19 protein-coding genes are annotated in these 22,107 nt (G+C 69.1%); 6 read left to right on the top strand and 13 right to left on the bottom strand.

Annotated elements, in window-relative coordinates:
- The 5 genes from KY661_RS24805 to KY661_RS24785 all read right to left on the bottom strand — a co-directional run.
- Nucleotides 1–1,322, bottom strand: a 1,322-nt coding sequence (locus KY661_RS24805) for an alpha-lytic protease prodomain-containing protein (protein WP_225412566.1), incomplete at its 3' end; no start/stop codon positions are given.
- Between the two features lie 199 nt (nucleotides 1,323–1,521).
- Entirely contained in the window at nucleotides 1,522–3,336 is a 1,815-nt protein-coding gene (locus tag KY661_RS24800) for a penicillin-binding transpeptidase domain-containing protein (protein WP_225412573.1), read from the bottom strand.
- 76 nt (nucleotides 3,337–3,412) lie between these two features.
- Entirely contained in the window at nucleotides 3,413–3,727 is a 315-nt protein-coding gene (locus KY661_RS24795; protein ID WP_075008713.1) for a DUF3817 domain-containing protein, read from the bottom strand.
- A complete protein-coding gene (locus KY661_RS24790; RefSeq protein ID WP_075008714.1) occupies nucleotides 3,724–4,092 on the bottom strand; it encodes a hypothetical protein in 369 nt (122 codons plus the stop codon). Before KY661_RS24790 ends, KY661_RS24795 begins: the two co-directional genes overlap by 4 nt.
- A 15-nt stretch (nucleotides 4,093–4,107) precedes the next feature.
- Nucleotides 4,108–4,755, bottom strand: a complete 648-nt coding sequence (locus KY661_RS24785) for a DJ-1/PfpI family protein (RefSeq protein WP_225412565.1) — start codon at nucleotides 4,753–4,755, stop codon at nucleotides 4,108–4,110.
- 211 nt (nucleotides 4,756–4,966) lie between these two features.
- Here KY661_RS24785 and KY661_RS24780 point away from each other — a divergent pair, with 211 nt between their 5' ends.
- The 3 genes from KY661_RS24780 (at nucleotide 4,967) to KY661_RS24770 (ending at nucleotide 8,298) form a co-directional block, all read left to right on the top strand.
- Nucleotides 4,967–5,911 (top strand): GlxA family transcriptional regulator, encoded by a 945-nt coding sequence (locus tag KY661_RS24780; RefSeq protein ID WP_225412564.1) that lies wholly within the window; start codon nucleotides 4,967–4,969, stop codon nucleotides 5,909–5,911.
- A gap of 150 nt (nucleotides 5,912–6,061) precedes the next feature.
- Nucleotides 6,062–7,894, top strand: coding sequence for an RICIN domain-containing protein (locus KY661_RS24775; protein ID WP_225412563.1), 1,833 nt, complete (start codon nucleotides 6,062–6,064; stop codon nucleotides 7,892–7,894).
- Between the two features lie 173 nt (nucleotides 7,895–8,067).
- The gene (locus KY661_RS24770) at nucleotides 8,068–8,298 is read left to right on the top strand and encodes a hypothetical protein (RefSeq protein ID WP_225412562.1); all 231 of its coding nucleotides are present in this window, start codon (nucleotides 8,068–8,070) and stop codon (nucleotides 8,296–8,298) included.
- 37 nt (nucleotides 8,299–8,335) lie between these two features.
- Here the strand turns inward: KY661_RS24770 and KY661_RS24765 are convergent, their stop codons facing one another.
- The gene (locus KY661_RS24765) at nucleotides 8,336–8,770 is read right to left on the bottom strand and encodes a cupin domain-containing protein (protein ID WP_075008717.1); all 435 of its coding nucleotides are present in this window, start codon (nucleotides 8,768–8,770) and stop codon (nucleotides 8,336–8,338) included.
- Nucleotides 8,771–9,006: 236 nt separating this feature from the next.
- Here KY661_RS24765 and KY661_RS24760 point away from each other — a divergent pair, with 236 nt between their 5' ends.
- Complete coding sequence (locus tag KY661_RS24760) at nucleotides 9,007–11,223, top strand: hypothetical protein (protein WP_225412561.1); 2,217 nt, start codon at nucleotides 9,007–9,009, stop codon at nucleotides 11,221–11,223.
- 217 nt (nucleotides 11,224–11,440) lie between these two features.
- Here KY661_RS24760 and KY661_RS24755 read toward each other — a convergent pair whose 3' ends face one another.
- Nucleotides 11,441–11,581, bottom strand: coding sequence for a hypothetical protein (locus KY661_RS24755; RefSeq protein ID WP_225412560.1), 141 nt, complete (start codon nucleotides 11,579–11,581; stop codon nucleotides 11,441–11,443).
- On the opposite strand from KY661_RS24755, the gene KY661_RS24750 reads away from it, so the two are divergent.
- On the top strand, nucleotides 11,574–12,227 hold the full coding sequence (locus tag KY661_RS24750; protein WP_225412559.1) for a peptidoglycan-binding domain-containing protein: 654 nt from the start codon (nucleotides 11,574–11,576) through the stop codon (nucleotides 12,225–12,227). The two genes, KY661_RS24755 and KY661_RS24750, sit on opposite strands and share 8 nt — an antisense overlap.
- Before the next feature lie 7 nt (nucleotides 12,228–12,234).
- On the opposite strand, the gene KY661_RS24745 is transcribed toward KY661_RS24750, so the two are convergent.
- From KY661_RS24745 to recD2, 4 genes are all read right to left on the bottom strand, one after another.
- Complete coding sequence (locus tag KY661_RS24745; RefSeq protein ID WP_225412558.1) at nucleotides 12,235–12,846, bottom strand: DUF938 domain-containing protein; 612 nt, start codon at nucleotides 12,844–12,846, stop codon at nucleotides 12,235–12,237.
- Nucleotides 12,847–12,853: 7 nt separating this feature from the next.
- Nucleotides 12,854–13,285: a hypothetical protein gene (locus KY661_RS24740; RefSeq protein WP_225412557.1), complete on the bottom strand. Its 432-nt coding sequence runs from the start codon at nucleotides 13,283–13,285 to the stop codon at nucleotides 12,854–12,856.
- A gap of 9 nt (nucleotides 13,286–13,294) precedes the next feature.
- Nucleotides 13,295–14,050, bottom strand: coding sequence for an SDR family oxidoreductase (locus KY661_RS24735; RefSeq protein WP_225412556.1), 756 nt, complete (start codon nucleotides 14,048–14,050; stop codon nucleotides 13,295–13,297).
- Between the two features lie 128 nt (nucleotides 14,051–14,178).
- Complete coding sequence (gene recD2, locus KY661_RS24730; protein ID WP_225412555.1) at nucleotides 14,179–16,458, bottom strand: SF1B family DNA helicase RecD2; 2,280 nt, start codon at nucleotides 16,456–16,458, stop codon at nucleotides 14,179–14,181.
- Between the two features lie 187 nt (nucleotides 16,459–16,645).
- Between recD2 and KY661_RS24725 the strand changes: the two genes are divergently transcribed.
- The gene (locus tag KY661_RS24725) at nucleotides 16,646–19,837 is read left to right on the top strand and encodes a response regulator (RefSeq protein ID WP_225412554.1); all 3,192 of its coding nucleotides are present in this window, start codon (nucleotides 16,646–16,648) and stop codon (nucleotides 19,835–19,837) included.
- Nucleotides 19,838–19,851: 14 nt separating this feature from the next.
- Here KY661_RS24725 and KY661_RS24720 read toward each other — a convergent pair whose 3' ends face one another.
- Nucleotides 19,852–20,610, bottom strand: a complete 759-nt coding sequence (locus tag KY661_RS24720; RefSeq protein WP_225412553.1) for an SDR family NAD(P)-dependent oxidoreductase — start codon at nucleotides 20,608–20,610, stop codon at nucleotides 19,852–19,854.
- 13 nt (nucleotides 20,611–20,623) lie between these two features.
- Complete coding sequence (locus tag KY661_RS24715) at nucleotides 20,624–22,105, bottom strand: hypothetical protein (protein WP_225412552.1); 1,482 nt, start codon at nucleotides 22,103–22,105, stop codon at nucleotides 20,624–20,626.
- Nucleotides 22,106–22,107: the final 2 nt, after the last annotated feature.

Below are 22,107 nucleotides of genomic sequence, written 5' to 3'. Positions count from 1 at the left end.
CCGCCGATCTGCAGCGTGCTGCCCACCCAGGTGAACTTCTGGGCGTTGGTGCCGTTGCAGTCCCACATCTGGAGCTGGACGCCGTCGGAGAAGTTGGAGTTGGGCACGTCGATGCACTTGCCGTTGAGGCGCGAGACGAACCCCTTGCCGCCGCCACCGCCACCGCCGTTCGTCGTGAGCGACAGGCCGTAGACGCTCAGGATGGGGTTGAGCGGCTGGAAGAACGTGGTGCCGCCCGAGGTGCAGTTGCCCGAGCCGCCCGACGTCACGCCCTGGGCCTGGTTGCCGGAGAGCCACGAGCCGCCCGAGTCACCGCCCTCGGCGCAGACGTTGGTCTGGGTGAGGCCGTAGACGGGGCCGTTGGAGTAGTTGACGGTGACGTTCTTGGCCTGGATGGCGCCGCAGCGCTTGCCGGTGGTGGAGCCGGAGCGGCAGATGGAGGCGCCGATGCCCGCCTCGTTGGAGCCGGAGACCACGTCATTGCCGCCCGCGTAGTTGTTGACCCAGGGCTGCGAGGCCCAGGAGCCGTTGGTCTGCACCCAGCCGTAGTCGTTGCCGGGGAAGCTGGAGCCGCGCACGGTGCCCTGCGCCACGCGGTTGTGGCCGGAGGTGGTGGTGCCCACGCCGCCGCAGTGGCCCGCGGTGACGAAGCCGCCGTTGACGGCGAAGCCAATCGAACAGCGCGCGTTGCCAGGGTAGTAGGCATCTCCGCCGCGCGTGTCATACAGCGGCCGGGGAGCTTCGGCGGAGCGGACCACGCGGATGGTGCCGTCCTTCGCGCCGCTCGTGCGGGCGATGAAGTTCTCGGCCTGGAACTTGGACATGACCGAGTCCGCGGCGGTCACGACGACGCTGTTGGTGGGCAGGTCGACATACCAGGTGTGGATGGAGGAGGTGGCGTTCGCGGCGTTGCGGTCCAGCTCATCCATCACGCGGTCGAGCTGCGCCTTGCTGTGGGCCACGCGGCGGGGCTCGGCTCCCGCGAGGCGCACCAGGGCGGCGCTGGCCTCGTCGGTGACGCCGACGATGAGCTGCGAGCCGTCCTCATTCAACCAGGCGCCCCCGAAGGTGCTGCCCAGCTCCTGGCTCAGCCGGAGCTCGACGCGGGCGGCGGTCGCCTCGAACGCCAGCCGGCGGTGAATCTGCTCCTCGGAGAGGCCCAGGTCCCGCTGCATCGCGGAGAGCATCGACGGGGACACGTCCTGCGCGGCCACGGTCTGGCCGGTAGGGGCCGCCTCGGCGGTGGCAGGCAGGCCATGGGCGGTGGCCAGGCCCGCGAACAGGGCCGTCACGGTGGAGAGCGTGTGAAGCTTTCGGGTCATGAATGTCTCGGGGATAGGGGTGAACCGCCCCGGGCTTCTGCATGGCGCTTGCCAAGGCACCACCCGTCCGGGGCTTTCAGGTCAAACAAGCAATTCCAGGACCTTGCGTCCAGCCTGAACTGAACGTGAAAGCGGCTTGGCCTCCGGGGCTGGTGACTGCGGTCACCACCTGGTGACGGGAGTCACCACCGGGAGCGCGTCACAGGGCGGAGGCGAACCGCGCGGCGATGGGCACGGCGACGCGGCCGCCCACCCCACCGCCCTCCACGAGGACGGAGAAGCCGATGCCGTGGTGAAAGCCGATGAACCACGCGTGCGTCGCGGGTGGGGTGCCGGTGCCGAACTCGGCGGTGCCCGTCTTGCCGGCCATGCCCTCGATGCTGGCGGCGGCCTTGCCCGAGCCCTCGGTGACCACGGCGCGCATCAACGTGCGCAAGGGGGCGCGGGTGCCCGCGGCCAGCGTGGCGCTGGGGCCCTTCTCGCCGTCCGCCACGAGGAAAGGGGCGGACCAGCGGCCCGACTCGGCGGCGGCGGCGACGGAGGCCATGTGCAGCGGCGTGGCCAGCACGCGTCCCTGGCCAATGGCGGCGGCGGCCTGCTCCACCGCATCCCGGGGCGGGGGAAACGAGGCGCCCGGAGAGGGCAGCCCGGGCTGGTAGGGCACGTCGAACCCGAAGCGGCGGGCCGCGGCCTCCAGCGCCCCGGGCTTGAGCGCGGCGGCGAGCATCACGAAGGTGGTGTTGCACGAGTGGGCGAACGCCACGCGCAGGCGGGTCTCTCCAAAGGACTCGCCCTCGAAGTTGCGGAACGGCCTGCCCCCGGCCACCACGGAGGGCGGGCACACCACGCGGCTCTCCACGCCCACGCCCGTGGCGAGCACCGCTTCGGCCGTGACGGTCTTGAACGTGGAGCCGGGCGGGTAACGGCCGGCGAAGGCCCGGTTCAAGGGCTGTTCGAGCGGCCGGCTGGCCACGGCCAGGATGGCGCCCGTGCGGCTGTCCACGGCGACGAGGGCCGCGGGCTGGAGCACCCCTTCGAGCGCGGCCTCCGCGGCGGCCTGCACTTCGGGCAGGAGGGTGGTCTGAAGCGGGAGGCCCGGAGTCCCCTCGAAGCGGTGCAGGACGCGCGCCTGGCCGGAAGGAAGCTGCAGCCGCACCTCGCCCGAGGGGATTCCCGCGAGCTGCGGCTCATGCGCCAGCTCCAGCCCGGACAGGCCCACGAGGTCTCCCGGTTGATAGGTGGGGCCCAGCCGCGGGAGCAGCTCGGCCGTCACCTCGCCCATCCGGCCCAGGGTGTGGGCGGCGAAGCCCTCCGCGGGGGTGAGCCGGGCCGTCTTGCGGCGGAAGAAGATGCCCGGCACGGGGGCCAGCACGGGCCGCACGTGCTGATAGCGCTCGGGGCGCACGTCGAGGAGGGGCAGAAAGCGCTCGGGGGCCACGCCGGGGGCCGTCAGCGCCTTCTGGAACCGGGCGGGCTCGAGCCCCACCTGCTCCTGGAGCGCGAGGGCCACGGCGGTGCTGTTCTGGATGCGCCGGGGCTCGACGCCGATGGTGATGACGTCGCCCACATGGGTGAGGGGCTGGCCCCGGGCATCGAGGATGTCCGCGCGCTCCGGGCGTGTCCGGAGGCGGGAGAAGCGGCTGCCCTCACGCGCCTCGGGGTGCAGCACGGCGGGGGACCAGCGCACCCACCAGCGCCCCTGGTGCCGCACGAAGCGCAGCGTGCTGGCCACCTCCCACTCCCCCAGCCCCTGCAAGAGGTGGACGGCGCGGAAGGCGGCCACGGCGCCCTCGTCCTGGAGCTCGACGCGGCCCAACTGGAAGCGGGAGGAGAGGATGCGCAGCTCGCTCTGGAACCGCCGGTGCTGCTCCTCCAGGGTGGCGGGAGGCCGGGCCACCTGGTGCTTCAAGGCGGCGAAGTCCCCCGCGGCCCACGCTTGCAGATAGGCCTGGGCCTCTTCGCGCGGACCCTCGCCGGGTGTGCTCCGTACGGAGACACACCCGGCCAGGAACACGGCCGCCACAGCACAAGCCTCGACCCTCCACCCTCTCCGTGACACGCGCCCCACTGTGCAGGCTGGCTCCCGCGAGTCAATAAATGGGGTGGCCCTCCCGCGCCGCTGCTTGCTCGCGCGCGAGCGAGCGGTCCAGCACGAAGTTCCCGAAGGGGATCAGGGACGCACCGAAGGCGGCGAGCGACCGGCGAAGCGGCCAGCGGTGCTCGGTGGCCACGCGGAACAGCGCGGAGACGAAGGCGAGAAAGAGAATCCCATGGACACTGCCAGCGATACGGACCGCCACGGGCAGTGCCAGGAAGTACTTGAGCGGCATCGCGAGGAAGAGCAGGGCGAGGAACGACAGCCCTTCCAACAGCCCGATGAGGCGCAAGGCGCGAAGCGCGTTCATCGTCCCACCATGGACCACGTGGGCCGGAAGACCATCAGGCCCAGCACCAGCAGGAGCGGGCCAAAGGCCGCGGCGAACGCCCCCAGGGTCCTCCGTCCGCGTGAGACGCTGTGGACGAGGGCGAGCTGCGACACCAGGGACAGGAGGAGCCCCCCGAGAATCCACAGCTCGGTCAGGGGGAGGATCAACTGCGTGGTCAGCAGGTAGCCCGCGAGCCACGTGAGGACGAGCCCGGGGGAGGCGATGGCGTGGACGGCGCGCTTGCGGTCAGCGGGCACCGTGGCCGCGAAGCCACCGATGAGGCCGCCTCCATAAAGGATGACGCCCACGAACTTGAGCACGAGCAGGAGCCGGTAGGTGACCATGGCGAGAGGGCGGGCTCAGATGGGAAGGGGCGCGGGGCCCTGGGCGCGCCACACCGTGCCGCGGCGCTCGTGCTCGAACAGGGCCTCGAGGGCGTGGGCGATGCGCGGGCCCAACTCGCGCTCGACGAGGTGCAGGCCGAGGTCGAGCCCCGACGTCACGCCGCCCGCCGTCACGAGGTTGCCGTCATCGACGACCCGCGCCGGGATGGCGATGGCACCTGCCGCCGCGAGCGCCGGCATGGCCGCGGAGTGGGTGACGGCGTGCCTGCCGGTCAGCAGGCCGGCCATGGCGAGCAGCAGCGAGCCGCCGCAGACCGTCGCCACCGTCACGCCGGGCGTGTCGAGCGCGGCCCGGAACACGGCGGGCAGCCGGGTCTCCAGCGCGCGCTTCATGAGAGAGGTGGTCGTTCCGGGACCATCGCCCTGCATGGGGCCGGCGACGCCGGGCACCACGAGCAGGCGGGCCCGCCGCGGATCCACCGTGGCGGTGGCGGAGACCTTCACGCCCCCCGGACCACTGGGAACCTCCCGGGGGCCTTCCAGGGTAGCGAACTCGACCTGGATGGCGCCGCCGGACGCGGCCCCTCCCGCCCAGAGCACCTCATAGGGGGCAATGGCATCCAGCATGTCGAAGCCGTCGAACAGAACGATCTGAGCCAGCACGGGAGTTCCTTTCAAAGGAGGGGAGCGCTGCGGAACGAACCGGCGTATCGCACGAGGCCAAGTCCTCTCGTGAGTGGCCAAAATGACAATGTTCGACGGGTTTTGGCCAATCCGGGAAAGTATAATGAATCCAGTGATTTAAGCGCCTGTGGTGGCCAGAAGGGGAGGAAATCCCCTTGGCGGGAAATGGGCGGGGTGGCAGATTCTCGCCATGCACGTGATGGCCGTCGTGGCCCTGGATGGGGTCGTCCCGTTTGATCTGTCGACCCCGTGCGATGTGTTCGGCCGGGTCCGGCTGCCGGGAGGCTGTCCCGGATATCAAGTCCGGGTGTGCGGGCTCACGCCCGAGGTGGATGCCGGGGTGTTCCACCTGCGGACGCGCCATGGCCTGGACGAGCTGGCGCGGGCGGACACGATCCTCCTTCCTGGCATCTCGGACATCGATGCGCCGGTGCCCGGGGCGCTCGTGGAGGCCGTCCGTGCGGCCGCGGCGGGGGGCACCCGCGTGGCATCCATCTGCACGGGGGCGTTCCTGCTGGCCGCGACGGGCCTGCTCGACGGGCTCCGTGCCACGACGCACTGGCTCGCGGCGGAGGAGCTGGCGCGCCGCCATCCGGCGATCCAGGTGGACCCCAACGTCCTGTATGTCGACAACGGCCAGTTCTTGACCTCGGCCGGCGCCGCGGCGGGGCTGGACCTGTGCCTCCACATGGTGCGGAGCGACTACGGCTCCGCGGTGGCGGCGGACGCGGCCCGGTGCTCGGTGATGCCCCTGGAGCGGGCCGGAGGCCAGTCCCAGTTCATCCAGCACGTGCCGCCCACCCCGGACGGCGCCTCGCTGGAGCCGGTGCTGCGGTGGATGGAGGAGCGCCTCCACGAGCCGCTCACGCTCGAAGACATCGCCCAGCACGCGGCGCTGAGCGTGCGCACCCTCAACCGCCGCTTTCGCGAGCAGACGGGAACAACGCCCCTCCAGTGGATGCTCCGGACCCGGGTCCGCCGCGCCCAGCACCTGCTCGAAACCTCGGCGCACCCGGTGGAGACGATCGCCGGAAAGGTAGGCTTTGGCTCCGTGACTGCGTTTCGCGAGCACTTCCACCGGTTGGTGGCCACCAGCCCCCAGTCCTACCGCCGCGCCTTCCGCGCGCCGCGCTGAGGCAGGAAATAATATTCCAGGGAGAACGGCCGGAATTAAGTAGTAAACTCATCTTTCTCGTTTTTGTATTTACGGCGCAAGAATGCCGAAGTATGGGGTTGGCAAACAGCCAAAAGGGCATTCATGCGTTCTGAAAACATCAAGAAATGGATGACGCGGTCACTCCTGGCGTTGGGTTTGACCATGGGGTGCTCGAACGCGGGAGAGCAGCTGCCTCGCTATGAGGGAGAGATTCAGCTCTTCGCGGTCGACCATGCCGACGGCACGCACCGCATGGGATATGGTTTGCGGACCGCGGATGGACAGAGCTTCGAGCTGTCTTTCGACGGCGAGCCCCAGGTCCAGGCGGGAGACCGCGTGGTGATTCACGGCTACCTGGCCCCCGAGCGCGCCGCCTCCGAGCAGCCCGGCCAGGTGGGCGAGGTGCTCCGCGCCGAGTCCATCGAGGTGCTGCCGGCCTCCGCCGCCTCCAAGGATGGGCTCGCCACGTCGAGCGATGAGCTGGTGGGCGGAACGCCCCGGACGATCCGGGTCGCCGTCCTCCCCCTGGTGTTTCCGGGCTCGACCGCGGGAATCGACAACGCCACGGCCAAGCAACGCCTGGCGACGGTGCGCTCGTACTACCAGGAGATCTCCTATGGCACCTGGATTGTCGAAGGCGATGCCCTCGCGCCGCTGACCCTGGCGCGGCCCGCCAACTGCAACCTGGACACCATCAACAACGCGGCCCGCGCGGCGGCCAAGAGCCAGGGCATCAACCTGGATGTCTATGCCCACGTGGGATTTGTGATTCCCAACAACTCGGGCCTCAGCAACTGCGCCTGTGGTCTGGCGTGGGTGGGCCGTCCCCCCGCGTCGAACTCGCCCTCCATCGGCAATGGCAGTCTGTATACGTGCACGGATGCGAATGCCTTCGCGCACGAGTTTGGCCATGGCTTTGGCCTGAATCATGCCTCCACGGCCCGCTGCGGCGCCGGCGTGGCGTACAAGGCGAACCCCTACAGCAGCTGCACGCCGGATGAGTACGGCAACCGCTTCAACACCATGGGCGGCGGCCTGGGGCACATGAATGCCTTCCAGAAGTCCGCCATGAAGTGGCTGGACAAGTGCAACACGCTCCGGGTGACGAAGAGCGGCACGTTCGAGGTGACCGCCATCCACACGGCGTCCAACGCCACCCAGGCGCTGCAGATCCCCAACGGGGACAACGTGGGCGGCCGGCCGCTCTACTACTGGGTGGAGTACCGCAACCCGGCGCTCGCCACGTTCAACTCGGGCGCCACCGGCGCCGGCGTGCACGTCGGCGTCGCGCAGGACTTCCGCTCCTCGGACGGGGACACCCGCCCGCTGCTGCTGGATCTCGCCCCCGGCTATCCGAACAACCACCAGGACCCCCGGCTCACGGCGGGCCGGACGTTCCAGGACCCCAACGGCATCGCCATCTCGGTGCTGGAGCAGAACAACGAGCGGGCCGTCGTGCAGGTGACCCTGCCCGGTGGCGGCTCCGGAACGAACGTGTGCGCGGACAGCTCGGTGCCAGGCACCACCGCGCCCCAGGCGGGCGGAACCTACCAGCTGACCGCCGCGCACAGCGGCAAGTGCCTGGATGTGTCCAACTCGGGCACGGCGGACGGGAGCAACATCCAGCAGTGGGACTGCAACGGCACCAACGCCCAGGCCTTCCGCCTGGAGACCTCGGGCGCCGGCTACCGGCTCGTCAACATCAACAGTGGCAAGTGCGTGGACGTCGCCTCGTCGAGCGCCACGGATGGCGCCAACATCCAGCTCTACGCGTGCAACGGGACGAACGCCCAGGCCTTCCGCCTGCAGCAGCGGACGGACGGGAAGGGCTACAACCTCGCCAACGTCAACAGCAGCAAGTGCGCTGAAGTGGCGGGCTCGAGCACCGCGAGCGGCGCGAACGTCCAGCAGTGGGGCTGCAACAACGGCCTCAACCAGGCCTGGACGTTCTCCGCCCGCTGAGTCCGGGACGCGGGGCGGGGGACGCTGGCAGTCCCCCGCTTCCGCACCCTCGGACGGCGCTCCAGGAGGTCCCTGGCTTGCACGGTGGGTGGAGGAGCATGGGTGCACGGCTTGCCCGGGGCTCACAGGGGCCGGACATTGTCCCTGCAACCTCCACACAAGGAGCCAGGACCATGGCCGACAACAAGGGCAATCCGGTGAAGGGAGACGAGCGCACGGACACGGTGTCCTCGAAGGACCTCGAGCGGGAGTCGCGGCACCAGCGGCCGGACGAGCCCCGCCGGGATGCCTCCGATGAGGACGTGGGCGAGGACCGCATCCATCAAAAAGGCATCGGGGGCCATGGGGCCCAGGAGGGGACGGTCCCGCGCAGCGCGCCGCCCGTGAGCGACCGGCGCGAGTAGCCGCTTCCCCGGCGTGACGCCGCCCCCGGGCGGCGTTCTAGGCCTCCAGCCGGAGGCCGTACTTCTCCATCACCGAGCGCACTTTTGCGAAGTCGGGCGGCCCGCCCGCGTTGATGATCTCGCCGATCTCGCGAAAGTACTGTGGCCCGATGTTGGCCGGTGAGAACACGGTGAGGATCCGGGCCGGTGTGTCGTGCCGGTTGGCGAACGCGTGCACGTGGCCCCGGGGAGAGAAGCAGCGCTCCCCCGCGCGAAGCTCGTGCACGGTGTCCCCGACGCGGAAGGTGAACGTCCCTTCGAGCACGTGCACGGTCTCATCGACATCCGGGTGCGAGTGCGGTGGGGGCACGCGCGCGCCCGGCGGGACGAGCATCTCCGCCATCGAGAAATGGCCCTGGGTGTGCGTGCCGTCGACGAAGAAGCGCAGCTCCAGCTGGCCCACCTGGATCAACTGCTCACTCGGCTGATGCATGAATCCTCCCGCGTGAAATCACTCTATGGCACCGGGGCGGGGGTGTCAGGCCACGCGGCATTCCAAGAGGGATTGACTTATTCAGGAAATACTTGTTTTTGTGCTATTTTAACGTTGTCATTATATTCGGGTCTTGGTACAGGCGCGCCCACCTCACGATCCACCTCACGAAAGAGGAGGGCGCCATGCATTACGTAGCCTCACATCCCGTTGCCGCTTCACCGCGCAGGACCCGAATGCTGGGACTTGCCGCGGCCCTTCTGACGGCCAGCGCCGGTTGCACCAGCGCGCCCGAGGCTGGGCAGCAGCCCACGCCCCCTCCGGAGACCCAGCAGTCCGCGCTCGCGGCGAGCCTGCTGACGGTCACCTTGCAGACCTGGTCGAGCCACTACCTCGTGGCGGACAAGGGGGGCGGGGCCGACCTGATGGCCTACAGCACCCAGGCGAAGGAGTGGGAGACCTTCACGCTCACGGACGTCAACGGCGGCTCGCTCGCCAGCGGGGACGTGGTGACGCTGCAGAGCATCAGCGGCCAGTGGGGCTCGGCCATCAACGGCGGTGGCGGGGCCATCCGGTTCACGGCGACGGCGCCGCAGTCCTGGGAGCAGTTCACCATCGTGAAGCTCTCGGGCAGCGGCAACATCGTCAGCGGGGACAAGATTGCCCTGAAGACGGTGGTCACCGGCCAGTTCCTCTCGGCGGCCAACGCGGGCGGCAGCACGGTGGCGGCCTCGGGGGCCTCGGCCCGGGAGTGGGAGACGCTCACGCTGGGCATCCAGGCGGGCGGCGGCGGCGACGGGTCCGGTCTGGACTTCGGCCCCAACGTCTTCATCTTCGATCCGTCGATGTCCGCGCCGGCCATCCAGAGCCGGCTCAACAGCATCTTCGCGCAGCAGGAGAAGAACCACTTCGGCAACGAGCGGTACGCCTACTTCTTCAAGCCGGGCCAGTACAACCTCGACGTCCAGATCGGCTTCTACATGAGCGCGATCGGGCTCGGGCAGTCGCCCGATGACGTGACGATTACCGGCTCGGTGCGCACCAAGGCGGACTGGTTCCAGGGCAACGCCACGCAGAACTTCTGGCGCGGCATGGAGAACCTCTCCGTGGTGCCCACGCTGGACGGCAACACGATGGTGTGGGCCGTCTCCCAGGCCACCACCATGCGCCGCGTGCACGTGAAGGGCTCCATCAACCTGTGGGACAACGCGTGGAACAACGCCTGGTCGAGCGGTGGGTTCATCGCGGACTCGCGCATTGACGCCACCATCAACTCCGGCACCCAGCAGCAGTTCCTCACCCGCAACACCCGCCTGAACAACTGGCAGGGCCAGAACTGGAACATGGTGTTCGTGGGCGATGAGCAGGCGCCGTCGGGCACCTGGCCGAACCAAGTCTACACCGTGGTCGACACCACGCCGGTCATCCGCGAGAAGCCCTATCTGTTCATCGACGGCACGGGCAAGTACGCCGTGAAGGTTCCCTCGCTGCGCACGAACAGCAAGGGGACGACGTGGGCCACCGGCACGACGGCCGGCGCGGTCCTGTCCATCGACACGTTCCACATCGCCGTCGCGGGCCGGGACACGGCCGCCACGCTCAACGCGGCGCTCAGCGCGGGCAAGAACCTGATCATCACCCCCGGCATCTACCACCTCTCGGCCCCCTTGCAGGTGTCGAGGGCGGGGACGGTCATCCTGGGGCTCGGCCTGGCCACGCTCATCCCGGACAATGGCACCAGCGCGATGAACATCGCGGACGTGGACGGCGTGTCCGTGGCCGGCGTGCTCTTCGATGCCGGCGTCACCAACTCTCCCGTGCTGCTCACGCTGGGCAGCGCGCCCAGCGCGGTGGGCCATGCGGCCAACCCCACGGCGCTCTTCGATGTCTCGTGCCGGGTGGGCGGAGCGGCGGTGGGCAACGCGACGGCCTGCCTCACGGTCAACAGCAACGACGTGCTGCTCGACAACATCTGGATGTGGCGCGCGGACCACGGCAGCGGTGTGGGCTGGGACGTCAACAAGAGCATCAACGGCATCACCGTCAACGGCAACAACGTGTCTGCCTATGGCCTCTTCGTGGAGCACTTCGAGGGGTACCAGACCCTCTGGAATGGCAACGGGGGCCGCGTCTACTTCTACCAGTCCGAGATTCCCTACGACGTGCCGAACCAGAGCCGCTGGACGCATGACGGCGTGAAGGGCTACGCCTCGTACAAGGTCGCCAACTCGGTGACGAGCCACGACGCCCGCGGCCTCGGCATCTACTCGGTCTTCTGGAACCCGGTCATCCTGGAGAACGCCATCGAGTCGCCCAACCACCCCAATGTGAAGTTCCAGCACATGATTACCGTGTTCCTGGGAAGCACGCCGGGCGCGGCCATCAACCACATCATCAACGGCACCGGCGCCGCGGTCACCAACCAGAACATGGTGTCCAAGTCGTCCTACTAGCCGTGGGCGCGTGAGGCCGTCCCCCCGCAGGCCTGGAGGGCCCGGGGGGATTTTTTTGAGGGGGCGAGGAAACCCTGTCGCACACCCGCCGATAATAGGGGTGTTCGTATGACGGTGGTTGCCTCGCCACCGAAAGGGCCTCGACCATGACTGGCGTTTCTCGTTCTTCTGATAGCGCGTCGCGTTCGGCGAGCAGCTCGCGCTCGGTTGGCAGCTCTCAGTCCTCGCAGTCGAGCCGTTCGGTTTCCAGTGCCACCAGCGTCGGCGCCACGGCGAAGACGACGGGCCACAGCAGCCAGAGCAGCTTCACGGCGTCGAGCACCCAGCCGGGCAGGACGGCCGCGGGCTCGATGCACAACGGCGCGCGCGGTACGGATGTGGCCTCGCTCCAGGACAAGCTCCGCTCCGCGGGCTTCGACCCGGGCCGCAGCGACGGCGTGTTCGGCCCGCGCACGGAGCGCGCGGTGCGCGACTTCCAGCGCTCCCAGGGGCTGCAGTCCGATGGCATCGTGGGCCGCCGGACGTCCGGGGCGCTCAACGGCGCCGACCGCATGGAGGGGGGCCGCCCCGCCGCCGGTGGCGTCAACGGCACGGCGCGCCTCAACAACCAGCCCGACGGCCGTGGCATGACCACCGGCTCCATCACGGTGAACGGCAACACGTACCAGTTCAACTCCGGCTCGGGCCGGCTCTTCTCGACGCCGGAGGGCACCTACCGGGTGACGGCGCACCGCAACAGCCGCTCCGAGAACGCCTTCGTGCGCGACGGCGTCGGCTTCAGCTTCCGCATGGAGGACGCGCGCCGTCCCAACTCTGACGCCATGTACGACTCGCGCGCGGGCCGTGACCGCACGGCGCTGCGCATCCACCCGGACGGTGGCGCGCGGGGCACTGCGGGCTGCATCGGCGTGGTGGGCGATGCGGCGACGATGCGTCAGTTCCGCGACGACATGAACGCGGAGCTGCGCCGCAACGGTGGCTCGTACACGCTCCGCGTGCAGTAGCTTCGTCTCAGGGCTTCGGCGTGGGGGGCTGCTTGCGGAAGACCACGGTGAGGTTGTTGCTGGGCATCTCGACACTGCGCTCGTGAACGAGGCCCTGCTGGAGCGCCTCCTGGGTGACGGCCCCCAGCTCGCGCACGCCCCACGCAGGGTCCCGCTCGCGCAGCGAGGCATCGAAGGCGAGGTTGCTGGGCGCGGTGGCACGGCCCTCGACGAAGAAGGGGCCGTAGAAGACGAGCCGTCCGCCGGGAGGCAGGATGCGGGCTGCGCCCCGGAGGAGTCCCTGGCAGGAACGCCACGGGGCGATGTGGATCATGTTGACGCAGAGGATGGCGTCCGCGAAGTCCACGGGCCAGGTGTCCGCGGTGGCATCGAGCCGCAGGGGCTCCCGGAGGTTGGGCAAGGCCGCCTCGCTGCGCCAGGCCGCGATGCTCTCCAGCGCTTCCGGCTCTGCATCCGTGGGTTGCCAGGAGAGCCCCGGGAAGGCCTGAGCGAAGAAGACGGCATGCTGCCCGGTGCCGCTGGCCACCTCCAGCAAGATGCCCTGCGGGGGCAGCACCTCGCGCAGCACGGCGAGGAGGGGCTCACGGTTGCGCTCGGTGGCGGGGGCGTGGCGTTTCATGGCCCCCTTATCGCACGCCGCCTGCAACAGGGCTTGCCTGGACTGCCGCCGAAGACCGGGCCCACAACGTCAGCACCGCCGCGAGGATGGCCGGAAGCGTGACCGCGGGGAAATCACGCGCGAGCGCCGAGGGCCCGCAGATGCCCACCGCCACTTCCCAGACGTGAAAGAGGGCATGGCCCCAGAGCCAGAGCGTGGCCGCGCCCCAGAGGAAGATCCGCGCTTGCGACCGCGCGGCGCCCACGAGGAACGCGGTGCCAATGAGCAGAAAAACCAGCCCGATGTCGCGCACGAAGTGCTGGTTGAACGGGCCTGTCGAGATGACGCCCGGCACCGCCAGGTACCAGGTGCCGGGGGCCACGAGCATGAAGAGGCCGTTGGCCGCCATGGAGAGGCCAAGCAGCACCGCGGTGGCGATACAGATTTTCGTGAGGTTCATCGTGGCGCCTCAGGCCTGGAGGGTGGAACGGGTGAGCCACTCCTCGAAGCGGCTCGGCATGATGCGGGCGCCCGGGCCGGGCGTGAGCGAGTGGTCGTCGAGTGGGATGCCGAAGTAGGACGCCTGCGAATCGACGGAGATTGGGCGCGGGTCCTTGTGCGCGGTCAACCAGCGGGTGACGAACTCCGAGAGGGGACGCTTCTCCGGGCCTGCGATTTCGACCATCCCGTTCACAGGCTTCGCGAGCGCCACGCTGGCCAGCGCCGCCGCCACATCCTCGGCCGCGAGCGGCTGTAGCAAGGCGGGAGACAGGCGGACCGTGCCGCCGTGGCTTCCGGCCTCCGCGATGCTGCCCAGGAACTCGAAGAACTGCGTGGCGCGCACGAGCGTGTGGGGGACCGGGGAGGCCTGGATGAGCTTTTCCTGCGCCAGCTTCGCGCGGAAGTAGCCCGCGCCCTGCATGCGCTCGGTGCCGACGACCGACAGCGCGACGTGATGCCGGACGCCGGCGGCTTTCCCGGCTGCCAGCAGATTGCGGCTGGAGGTCTCGAAGAAGGCCATGACCGCCGTGTCCTCGAACGAGGGCGAGTTGGCCACGTCCACGACCACCTGCGCGCCGGCCAGTGCCTCCTGGAGCCCCTCTCCGGAGAGGGCGTTGACCCCCGTGGAAGGGGAGGCGGCGATCACCTCATGGTTCAGCGAGCGGAGCTGGGTGACGAGCTTCGTGCCAATCAATCCCGAGCCTCCGATGACGACGATCTTCATGGATGTGCTCCCGTGTCCGCATGGGCGAGGGTCCACCGGCGGTACCGGCCCCTCGGTTTTGACCCGAAGACGAGGGGGCCCCTCCGCGTGTGACATGCCGTGCCGGAATCTTTTCGGGGAGGTCGGCTTCAGTCCCGCAGCCGTGCGGCGAGGCGCGTGAAGCGCTTCTGGGTCTCCCCGTTGCGCACCGCGATTCCCAGCGCCTTCCGGCTTCCCACCAGTACCACCAGCTTCCTGCCGCGCGTCACACCGGTGTAGAGCAGGTTGCGCTGCAAGAGCGTGTAGTGCTGCGTGTGCAGGGGCAGCACCACACACGGGTACTCGCTGCCCTGCGATTTGTGCACGCTCGTGGCGTAGGCGAGCACCAGCTCGTCGAGGTCCCCCCAGGCGTAGTCCACCGGCCGCCCGTCGTAGCGCACCACCAGCGCCTGCTCCTCCCGGTCGATGGACTCCACCCGCCCGATGTCTCCGTTGAAGACGCCGAGCTCGTAGTTGTTGCGCACCTGCATCACCTTGTCGCCCACCCGGAACGTCCGGCTGCCCCGGGCGAGCTCCTCCCCAGAGGGATTCAGGTGCTCCTGGAGCGCGGTGTTGAGGCTCGCGGTGCCGATGAGGCCCCGGTTCATCGGGACGAGCACCTGCACCTCGTCCACCGGGTGCAGCCCGAAGCGGCGCGGAATGCGCTCCTTCACCAGCGTCTTGAGGGCCGCGAGGATGGCCTCGGGCTCCTCCTTCTCGATGAAGTAGAAGTCGGCCAGCGCGTCCGCGGGGGGCTCCTGGGGCATCTCCCCCTGATTGATGCGGTGGGCATTGGTGATGATGAGGCTGGCCTGGGCCTGGCGGAAGATGTGCTTCAGCCGCACCACCGGTACATGCCCGGAGGCGATGATGTCCTGGAGGACGCTCCCCGGCCCCACGCTCGGCAGCTGATCCACATCCCCCACGAGCAGCAGCTGGCAGTGGGGCGGCAGCGCCTTGAGCACGTTGAGCATGAGCACGGTGTCCACCATGGACACCTCGTCGAGCACCAGCACGTCGGCCTGGAGGGGGTTGTTCCGGTCTCGCAGGAAGCCGTGGGTGCGGGGGTTGTATTCGAGCAGCCGGTGGATGGTCTCCGCTTCCCGCCCCGTCGTCTCCCCCAGCCGCTTGGCCGCGCGTCCGGTGGGCGCCGAGAGCAGGATGCGGCGCTCCTTCTTCTCCAGGATGGAGAGGAGGACGTTGACCAGCGTCGTCTTCCCGGTGCCCGGGCCGCCGGTGATGACCAGCACCTTGGACACCATGGCCTGCCGCACCGCCTCCTTCTGCTCGGGCGCCAGCGAGAGGCCCTGGCGGCCCTCGGCCCAGGCAATGGCCCGCTCCACGTCCACTTCCAGGGGCCGCGCGGGCCAGGCGTGGAGCGCCTTGAGGAGGTTGGCGACCCCGAGCTCCGAGACGTGGAGGGCTCTCAGGTACACCGCCTCGCAGGCATCCTCGGGGCGGGGGTGGGCCAGGGCGCTGGCCCCCTCCACGGCGATGTACTCGGCGGCGTCGAGCCGGGTGATGGCCGCCTCCACGAGCGGGGGCGTGACTTCCAGCAGCTCCACCGTTCGCGCGGTGAGCTTCTCGCGCGGCGCGTAGAGGTGGCCGTCCTCGGAGAACTCGCGGAGCACGTGCAACACCCCCGCCTCGGCGCGCTTCGGCGAGTCGGAGGGCACGCCGAGCGACTGGGCGATGCGGTCGGCCGTGCGAAAGCCGATGCCGTACACGTCGATGGCCAGCCGGTAGGGGTTGTCCCGCACGACGTCAATCGCCCGGGCGCCGTACTGCTTGTAGACCTTCACCGCGAAGCTGGCCGGCACCTCGTGGGATTGCAGGAAGACCATCACCTGGCGGATGTCACGCTGCTCGGCCCAGGTCTCGCGCAAAAGCTTGCGGCGCTTCTCCCCGAAGCCCTTCACCTCCGCCAACCGCTCGGGCTTCGAGTCGATGATGTCCAGCGTCTCCATGCCGAAGTGCGCCACCAGGCGCTTGGCCATCGCCGGGCCCACGCCCTTCACCAACCCGCTGCCGAGGTATTTCTCGATGCCCACCAGCGTCGCAGGCTTCACTGTCGCGAAGGAGAGGACCCGGAACTGCTCCCCGTACTTGCGGTCCTGCACCCACTGGCCGGTGAGGCGCAGGGACTCCCCGGGCTGGACGCCCAGGAGGTTGCCCACCGCGGTGATGGGCTCCTTGCGTCCGGAGACCACCACCCGCACCACGCTCCAGGCGGCCTCCTCGTTGGTGTAGGTGACGCGCTCGAGGCTTCCCTCCAGGGTGAGCGAGGGGCGCGCGGGGGCATCGCGGCTTCCAGGGCTCCCTTCCCGCGTGGCGGGCAGGAGGCCCGCCCCATCGGCGGCGTAGACCGAGGAGGGACGGGAGGCGGACATAGCGCTGGAAATTATCAGGGAGCGAGCCCCCAAGGCAGTGAAAGACCCGGGGCCGTTGAGGGGCAGGATGCCGAGGGGACGGCCGGCCAGGCGGCTGCGGAATGCCCTCAAGCATCCTGCATTTCGGGGTAGTGGCAGCCTGTCTCTGCGGCTAAATGATGCTCCGTCCACAGCGGAGAGCGTTGCCTTGACATCGAAGGATCAGCAGCAGGAACCCTACGGCGACATCTTTGTTGGCGACGGCGAGATGGCCAAGCTGATGCGGGCCCACGACTGGGCCTCCACTTCCTTGGGCGCGCCGGAGCACTGGCCGAACGCGCTGAAGGTGGCCCTTCGGCTGCTGCTCACCTCGCGGTTCGAGATGTGGCTGGGCTGGGGCCCCGACATCCACTTCTTCTACAACGACGCCTACCGGCCGACGCTGGGCGTCAAGCACCCGAAGTCGCTCGGGATGCCGACCCAGCTCCTGTGGCCCGAGATCTGGGACGACATCAAGGGCCGCCTGAAGACCGTCTACGAGCGGGGAGAGGCGACCTGGGACCGGGCCCTGCTGCTGGTCCTGCACCGCAACGGCTATCCCGAGGAGACCTATCACACCTTCTCCTATAGCCCGCTGCTCGGCGACAGCGGCAAGGTGGAAGGGGTGTTCTGCGCCGTCTCGGAAGAGACGGACCGGGTGATCAGCGAGCGCCGCCTGGGTTCGCTGCGCACGCTGGCCTCCCGGCTTGCTCCGGCCTCGAGCCGGGCCGAGGTGCTCGACGCTGTCCGGGAGGGGCTCGGCGGCAATCTGCATGATCTCCCCTTCAGCCTGACCTATCTGTTCGACGAGGAGGGCCAGGGGCATCTGGCCTGCGCGACCGGGATTGCGCCCGGCCATGGCTGCGCGCCCGCGACCCTGGCCCCCCGCGGCGGCATCTGGGACCTGAGCTCCATCTGGGCCGGCGAGGCCCACGTGACGGCGGACCTCTGCGACTGCGAGGCCCTGCCGGCGGGCGCCTGGAACCGTCCTCCGGCCACCGCCGCGGTGCTTCCGCTGATCGGCCAGGGGGGGGAGCGCCCGCGAGGAGCGATGATCGTCGGGCTGAACCCCTACCGCCCGGTGGACGAGAGCTATGTGCCGTTCCTGAAGCTCCTGGTGGGGCAGGTGGCGTCCAGCCTGGCCAGCGCCGAGGCGCACGAAGCCGCGCGCCAGCGGGCCGCGGCGCTGACAGAGGCCGTGGAGCTGCGCCAGAAGGCGGCCGAGGTCCTGCGCCAGGCCAACGCGCAGCTGACCTCCGAGGTCGAGCTGCGCACCCAGGAGCGCGACCGCTTCCGCGCGCTGTTCCAGCAGGCGCCCAGCTTCATGTGCATCCTGTCCGGCCCGGACCACGTGTTCGAGCTGGTCAACGACGCTTACCTGCAGCTGGCCGGCCACCGCGACCTGAACGGCCTTCCGGTGCGCAAGGCCCTGCCGGAGGTCGCGGGCCAGGGCTTCTTCGAGCTGCTGGACGGGGTCTATACGAAGGGCGAGGCCTTCGTGGGCCGCAACATGCCGGTGATGCTCCAGCGCACGCGCGGCGCTGCGCTGGAGGAGCGCTTCGTCCACCTCGTCTACCAGCCGATCCTGGCGCCGGACGGCAAAGTGTCCGGCATCTTCGTCGACGGCTACGACGTCACGCACCAGAAGCGCGCCGAAGAGCAACTGCAGCACCTGAACCAGACGCTCGAGCAGCGGGTCGCGGCGCGCACGGACGAACTGGCGGACGCGCTCGAGCGCCTGCGGCGGGAGACGGCCGAACGGCGGGAGATGGAGGCGGCGCTCCGCCAGGCCCAGAAGATCGAGGCCCTCGGCAAGCTCACGGGGGGCGTCGCCCATGACTTCAACAACCTCCTGCAGGTGATCAGCGGAAACCTGCAGCTGCTGGCGAAGGACATCACCGGCAACGCCCGGGCCGAGACCCGCGTACAGAACGCCCTGGCCGGGGTGGCGCGAGGCTCGAAGCTGGCCTCGCAGCTCCTGGCCTTCGGCCGCCGTCAGCCGCTGGAGCCCAAGGTGGTGCACCTGGGCCGCCTGCTGAAGAACATGGATGATCTGCTGCGGCGGGCGCTGGGCGAGGACATCGAGATCGAAACCGTGGTCTCGGGGGGGCTGTGGAACACCCTGGTCGACCCGAATCAGATCGAGAACGCCATCCTCAACCTGGCGATCAACGCCCGGGACGCCATGCAGAACGGTGGCCGGCTGACGATCGAGGCGGGCAACGCCCAGCTGGACGGCGAGTACGCGCGCCAGCACGAGGAGGTGAAGCCCGGTCAATATGTGATGATCGCCGTCACCGACACCGGCTCTGGAATCCCTGCGGACATCCTGGAGCGCGTGTTCGAGCCCTTCTTCAGCACCAAGCCGGAAGGGAAAGGGACCGGTCTGGGGCTCTCGATGGTCCACGGACTGGTCAAGCAGTCCGGCGGCCATATCAAGATCTACAGCGAGGTCGGCGAGGGCACGACCATCAAGCTGTACCTGCCGCGCGTCGCCCAGAGCGAGGACGTTCTCACCGACATCAGCAAGGCGCCGGTGCGCGGCGGGACCGAGACCATCCTGGTGGCCGAGGACGACGACGACGTGCGGGAGACCGCGGTTGGCCTGCTCTCCGAGCTTGGCTACCGGGTGCTCAAGGCCCGGGATGCGGCCAGCGCGCTGAGCGTCATCGACAGCGGAATCCCGGTCGACCTCCTGTTCACGGACGTGGTGATGCCCGGCCCGCTGCGGAGCCCGGACCTCGCCCGCAAGGCCAAGGAGCGCCTCCCTCATATCGGGGTGCTGTTCACCTCGGGCTACACCGAGAACGCCATCGTCCACCACGGGCGGCTGGACGCGGGGGTGGAGCTGCTCTCCAAGCCCTACACGCGCGAGGCTCTGGCCCGGAAGGTGCGGCACGTGCTGGGCAACGAAGCGCAGCACCGGCTGGTCAAGCAGCAGCAGGCCGAGGCGCCCGCGCCGAGCCCGGCAGCGCAGGACGTGCCACGCCGCCTGACGATCGTGCTGGTCGAAGACGACGAACTCATCCGGTTGAACACGGCCGAGCACCTGATGGAGCAGGGGCACGTGGTGGTGGAGGCCCAGGACGCCGGAAGCGCGCTCACCGCGCTTTCCGCCCACCCGGCGGACGTGCTCCTGACCGACGTGGGGCTACCGGGGCGTTCGGGCGCGGAGCTGGCGCGCGAGGCCGTCGCCCGCTGGCCGCACTTGAGGGTGATCTTCGCCAGCGGCGATGACGCGGGATTGACGGAATCGGGCCTGCCGGACGCCATGGTGCTGCTGAAGCCCTATACGCCCAAGGACCTGGCGGCAGCCCTGGCCAAGCAAATACAGAGGACGGGCCCGCGCAAGTCCTCCTGAGCCGGGGCGCATGGCTAGAGCGAGTAGCCGCCATCGCTGACCAGGCAGGTGCCGGTCACGTATCCCGTGTGCTCGGACAGCAGGAAGGCGATCTGCTCGGCGATCTCCTCGGGCTTGGCGAACCGGCCGAGCGGGGTGGCGGCCGAGGCCAGGGCTTTGTACGCCGCTTCTTCACCCATCTTCCCGGCCATCTCCTTGAACATCGGCACTTCGGTCCAGATCCGCGTCTCGACTCCGCCGGGCGCGATCGCGTTCACGCGGATGCGGCTGGGGGCGCCTTCCTTGGCGGCGACCCGGGCAAGCTGAATGACCGCCGCCTTGGACGCCGCATACGCTGCGATCCCCGGCTCTGCCTTCACCCCAGCCACGGAGGCCGTCAGCACCACGGCGCCACCGCGCCCGCCTTGAAGGAGCGCGCGCATGGCGGCTTGAAGCGTCAAGAACGCGCCATCGAGGTTGACCGACATGACGCGCCGCCACTCGGCCAGAGAGGTCTCGGCGATGGGACCGCTCGCTGCGATACCGGCATTCACCAGCGCATGGGTGAGCCCGGTCAGGTTGGCGCCGGCCCAGAGCTGCTCGTCCGCCACGTCGCCGATGAGCACCTGCCGCTCGCATGGCAGCGAAGCGGCGAAGCCGCGCAGCCGGTCCTCGTCGCGGTCGACGAGGATCAGCTTCTGGGCGCCGCCCGCGGCGAGCCGGGTCGCGGCTGCGGCGCCGATGCCGGAAGCCGCGCCGGTGATGAGGACAGTCGCGTTGAGAAAGTCGTTCATGGCTCGACTTTAGCTACTCGTCGGCGTCCTCGGTGAGCACGTCGATGTTCTCGATCCCCACGGGGCAGTACTCGTAGTACTGCACCTGGTACCGGATGTGCAGGCTCCCGTCCTTCACGCAGCGCTTCATCAACTCTGGAAGGCCGTCGTTCCTGTGCAGCTCCTCGAGGACGGTCTTCCGCTTGGCAATCTGCTCCTCGCCCGCGGAGCGCCCGGTGGGGCTGTTCGGTTTGATCTCAATTACCTCGCAGGAACCGTCCGAGATGTTCACACAGTCGATCCGGCCTCCTGGGATTTCGTACTCCATCGCCGTGCAGCCGGTCTGGAGCGCGAGGTGCTTCTTGTTCCCGTTCTCGAGGTACATGTTGACCATGGGGTTGTTCCTGCCGCGGAGGATCCCCAGGTTCCCCGCCTCCTCGAGGCGCTTGTAGGCCGCGGTCATGTTCCGCTTCTGGCGGCTCACCTCGGCCTTGAGGGCAGGGGTCTTCGTCGATTCGAAGGCCTTCAGGTCGTCCAGCAGCCGCTGGAGCCGTTCGAGGTACAGGCGCTGCAAGTTCCCCATGGTTGATGCCACCTCATCGGCCACCCGCTGCACGCGGTCGGCGAGCTGGTATTCGTCCTGATCGCAGAACGCCTGGAGGAGCTTGTCGGCGTTCTCCTGGCGGAACTTTCCGCCGGGCTTCATGTCGCGGCGTTCCTTCTTCCACGCCTCATAATCCCCAGCGATGCGCTCGAGGGTCGTCTTCACGAGCAGGTCCCGATCCTTGAGCATCCTGAGCGCGTTCACGACCTCCGGGTTGTTCAGGCCCTGGGCAAGATTGCCGCACGCGGTCCTCGACTCCTCGAGCCGGGTCTTCATGTGCCCCTGCATGGCACCCGCTGTCTCCTGGACGCGATCGCGGACCGCCCGCCAGTTGCCTTCGTCGAACGAGAAGCGCTTCGACTCCTCGAGGAGCCGCTCCTGTTCGCCCAACGTCCGCTCCGCGGCTTCGAGCTGCTGGCGCGTCTCGGCGGCGAACTTCTCGGCCCGCTCGGTGACGGTCTGGACGCCCTCCTCGGCGTCATCAGGGGCGTTGAGGTACGCCCGCACCGTACCCATGAGCTGGTCTTCGGTGGTCTTGCACGCCGCGGGGAGTGGGTCGAACGAGAACTGCTGCTGTTTCACCTGCTTGAGGAGCTCGAGCGAGCGGCGGAGCTCCTGGGTTTTGCCCGGCCAGACCTCGGTCATCTGCTTCGCGGCGTCGTCTTCGCCGCGCGCGTTCCGGAGCTGCTCCAACTGCGACGCGATCTCGGTGTTGTAGCCGAGCGCGGAGTCGAGCTCCGAGGTGCCAGTGCTCGCGCCGGCCCCCGAAAGGGCGGAGCTTGTCTGGTCCAGAAGCTGGATGAGCTTCCCGGTGGCCTCCCGGCGTACCTGCTCGCCGTCGTCCTCGTCCGCCCCCGCGGGCGCGGCGGCGAGGATCGCGAGCGTAAGGAATGCGGCCAGTCTCGTCTTCATGG

It is taken from the genome of Allostigmatella hybrida, assembly GCF_020103775.1.
GTDB classification, from domain to species: domain Bacteria; phylum Myxococcota; class Myxococcia; order Myxococcales; family Myxococcaceae; genus Hyalangium; species Hyalangium aurantiaca.
The sequence above is the reverse complement of the archived record's forward strand: the minus strand, read 5'-3'. Positions and strand labels throughout refer to the sequence as shown.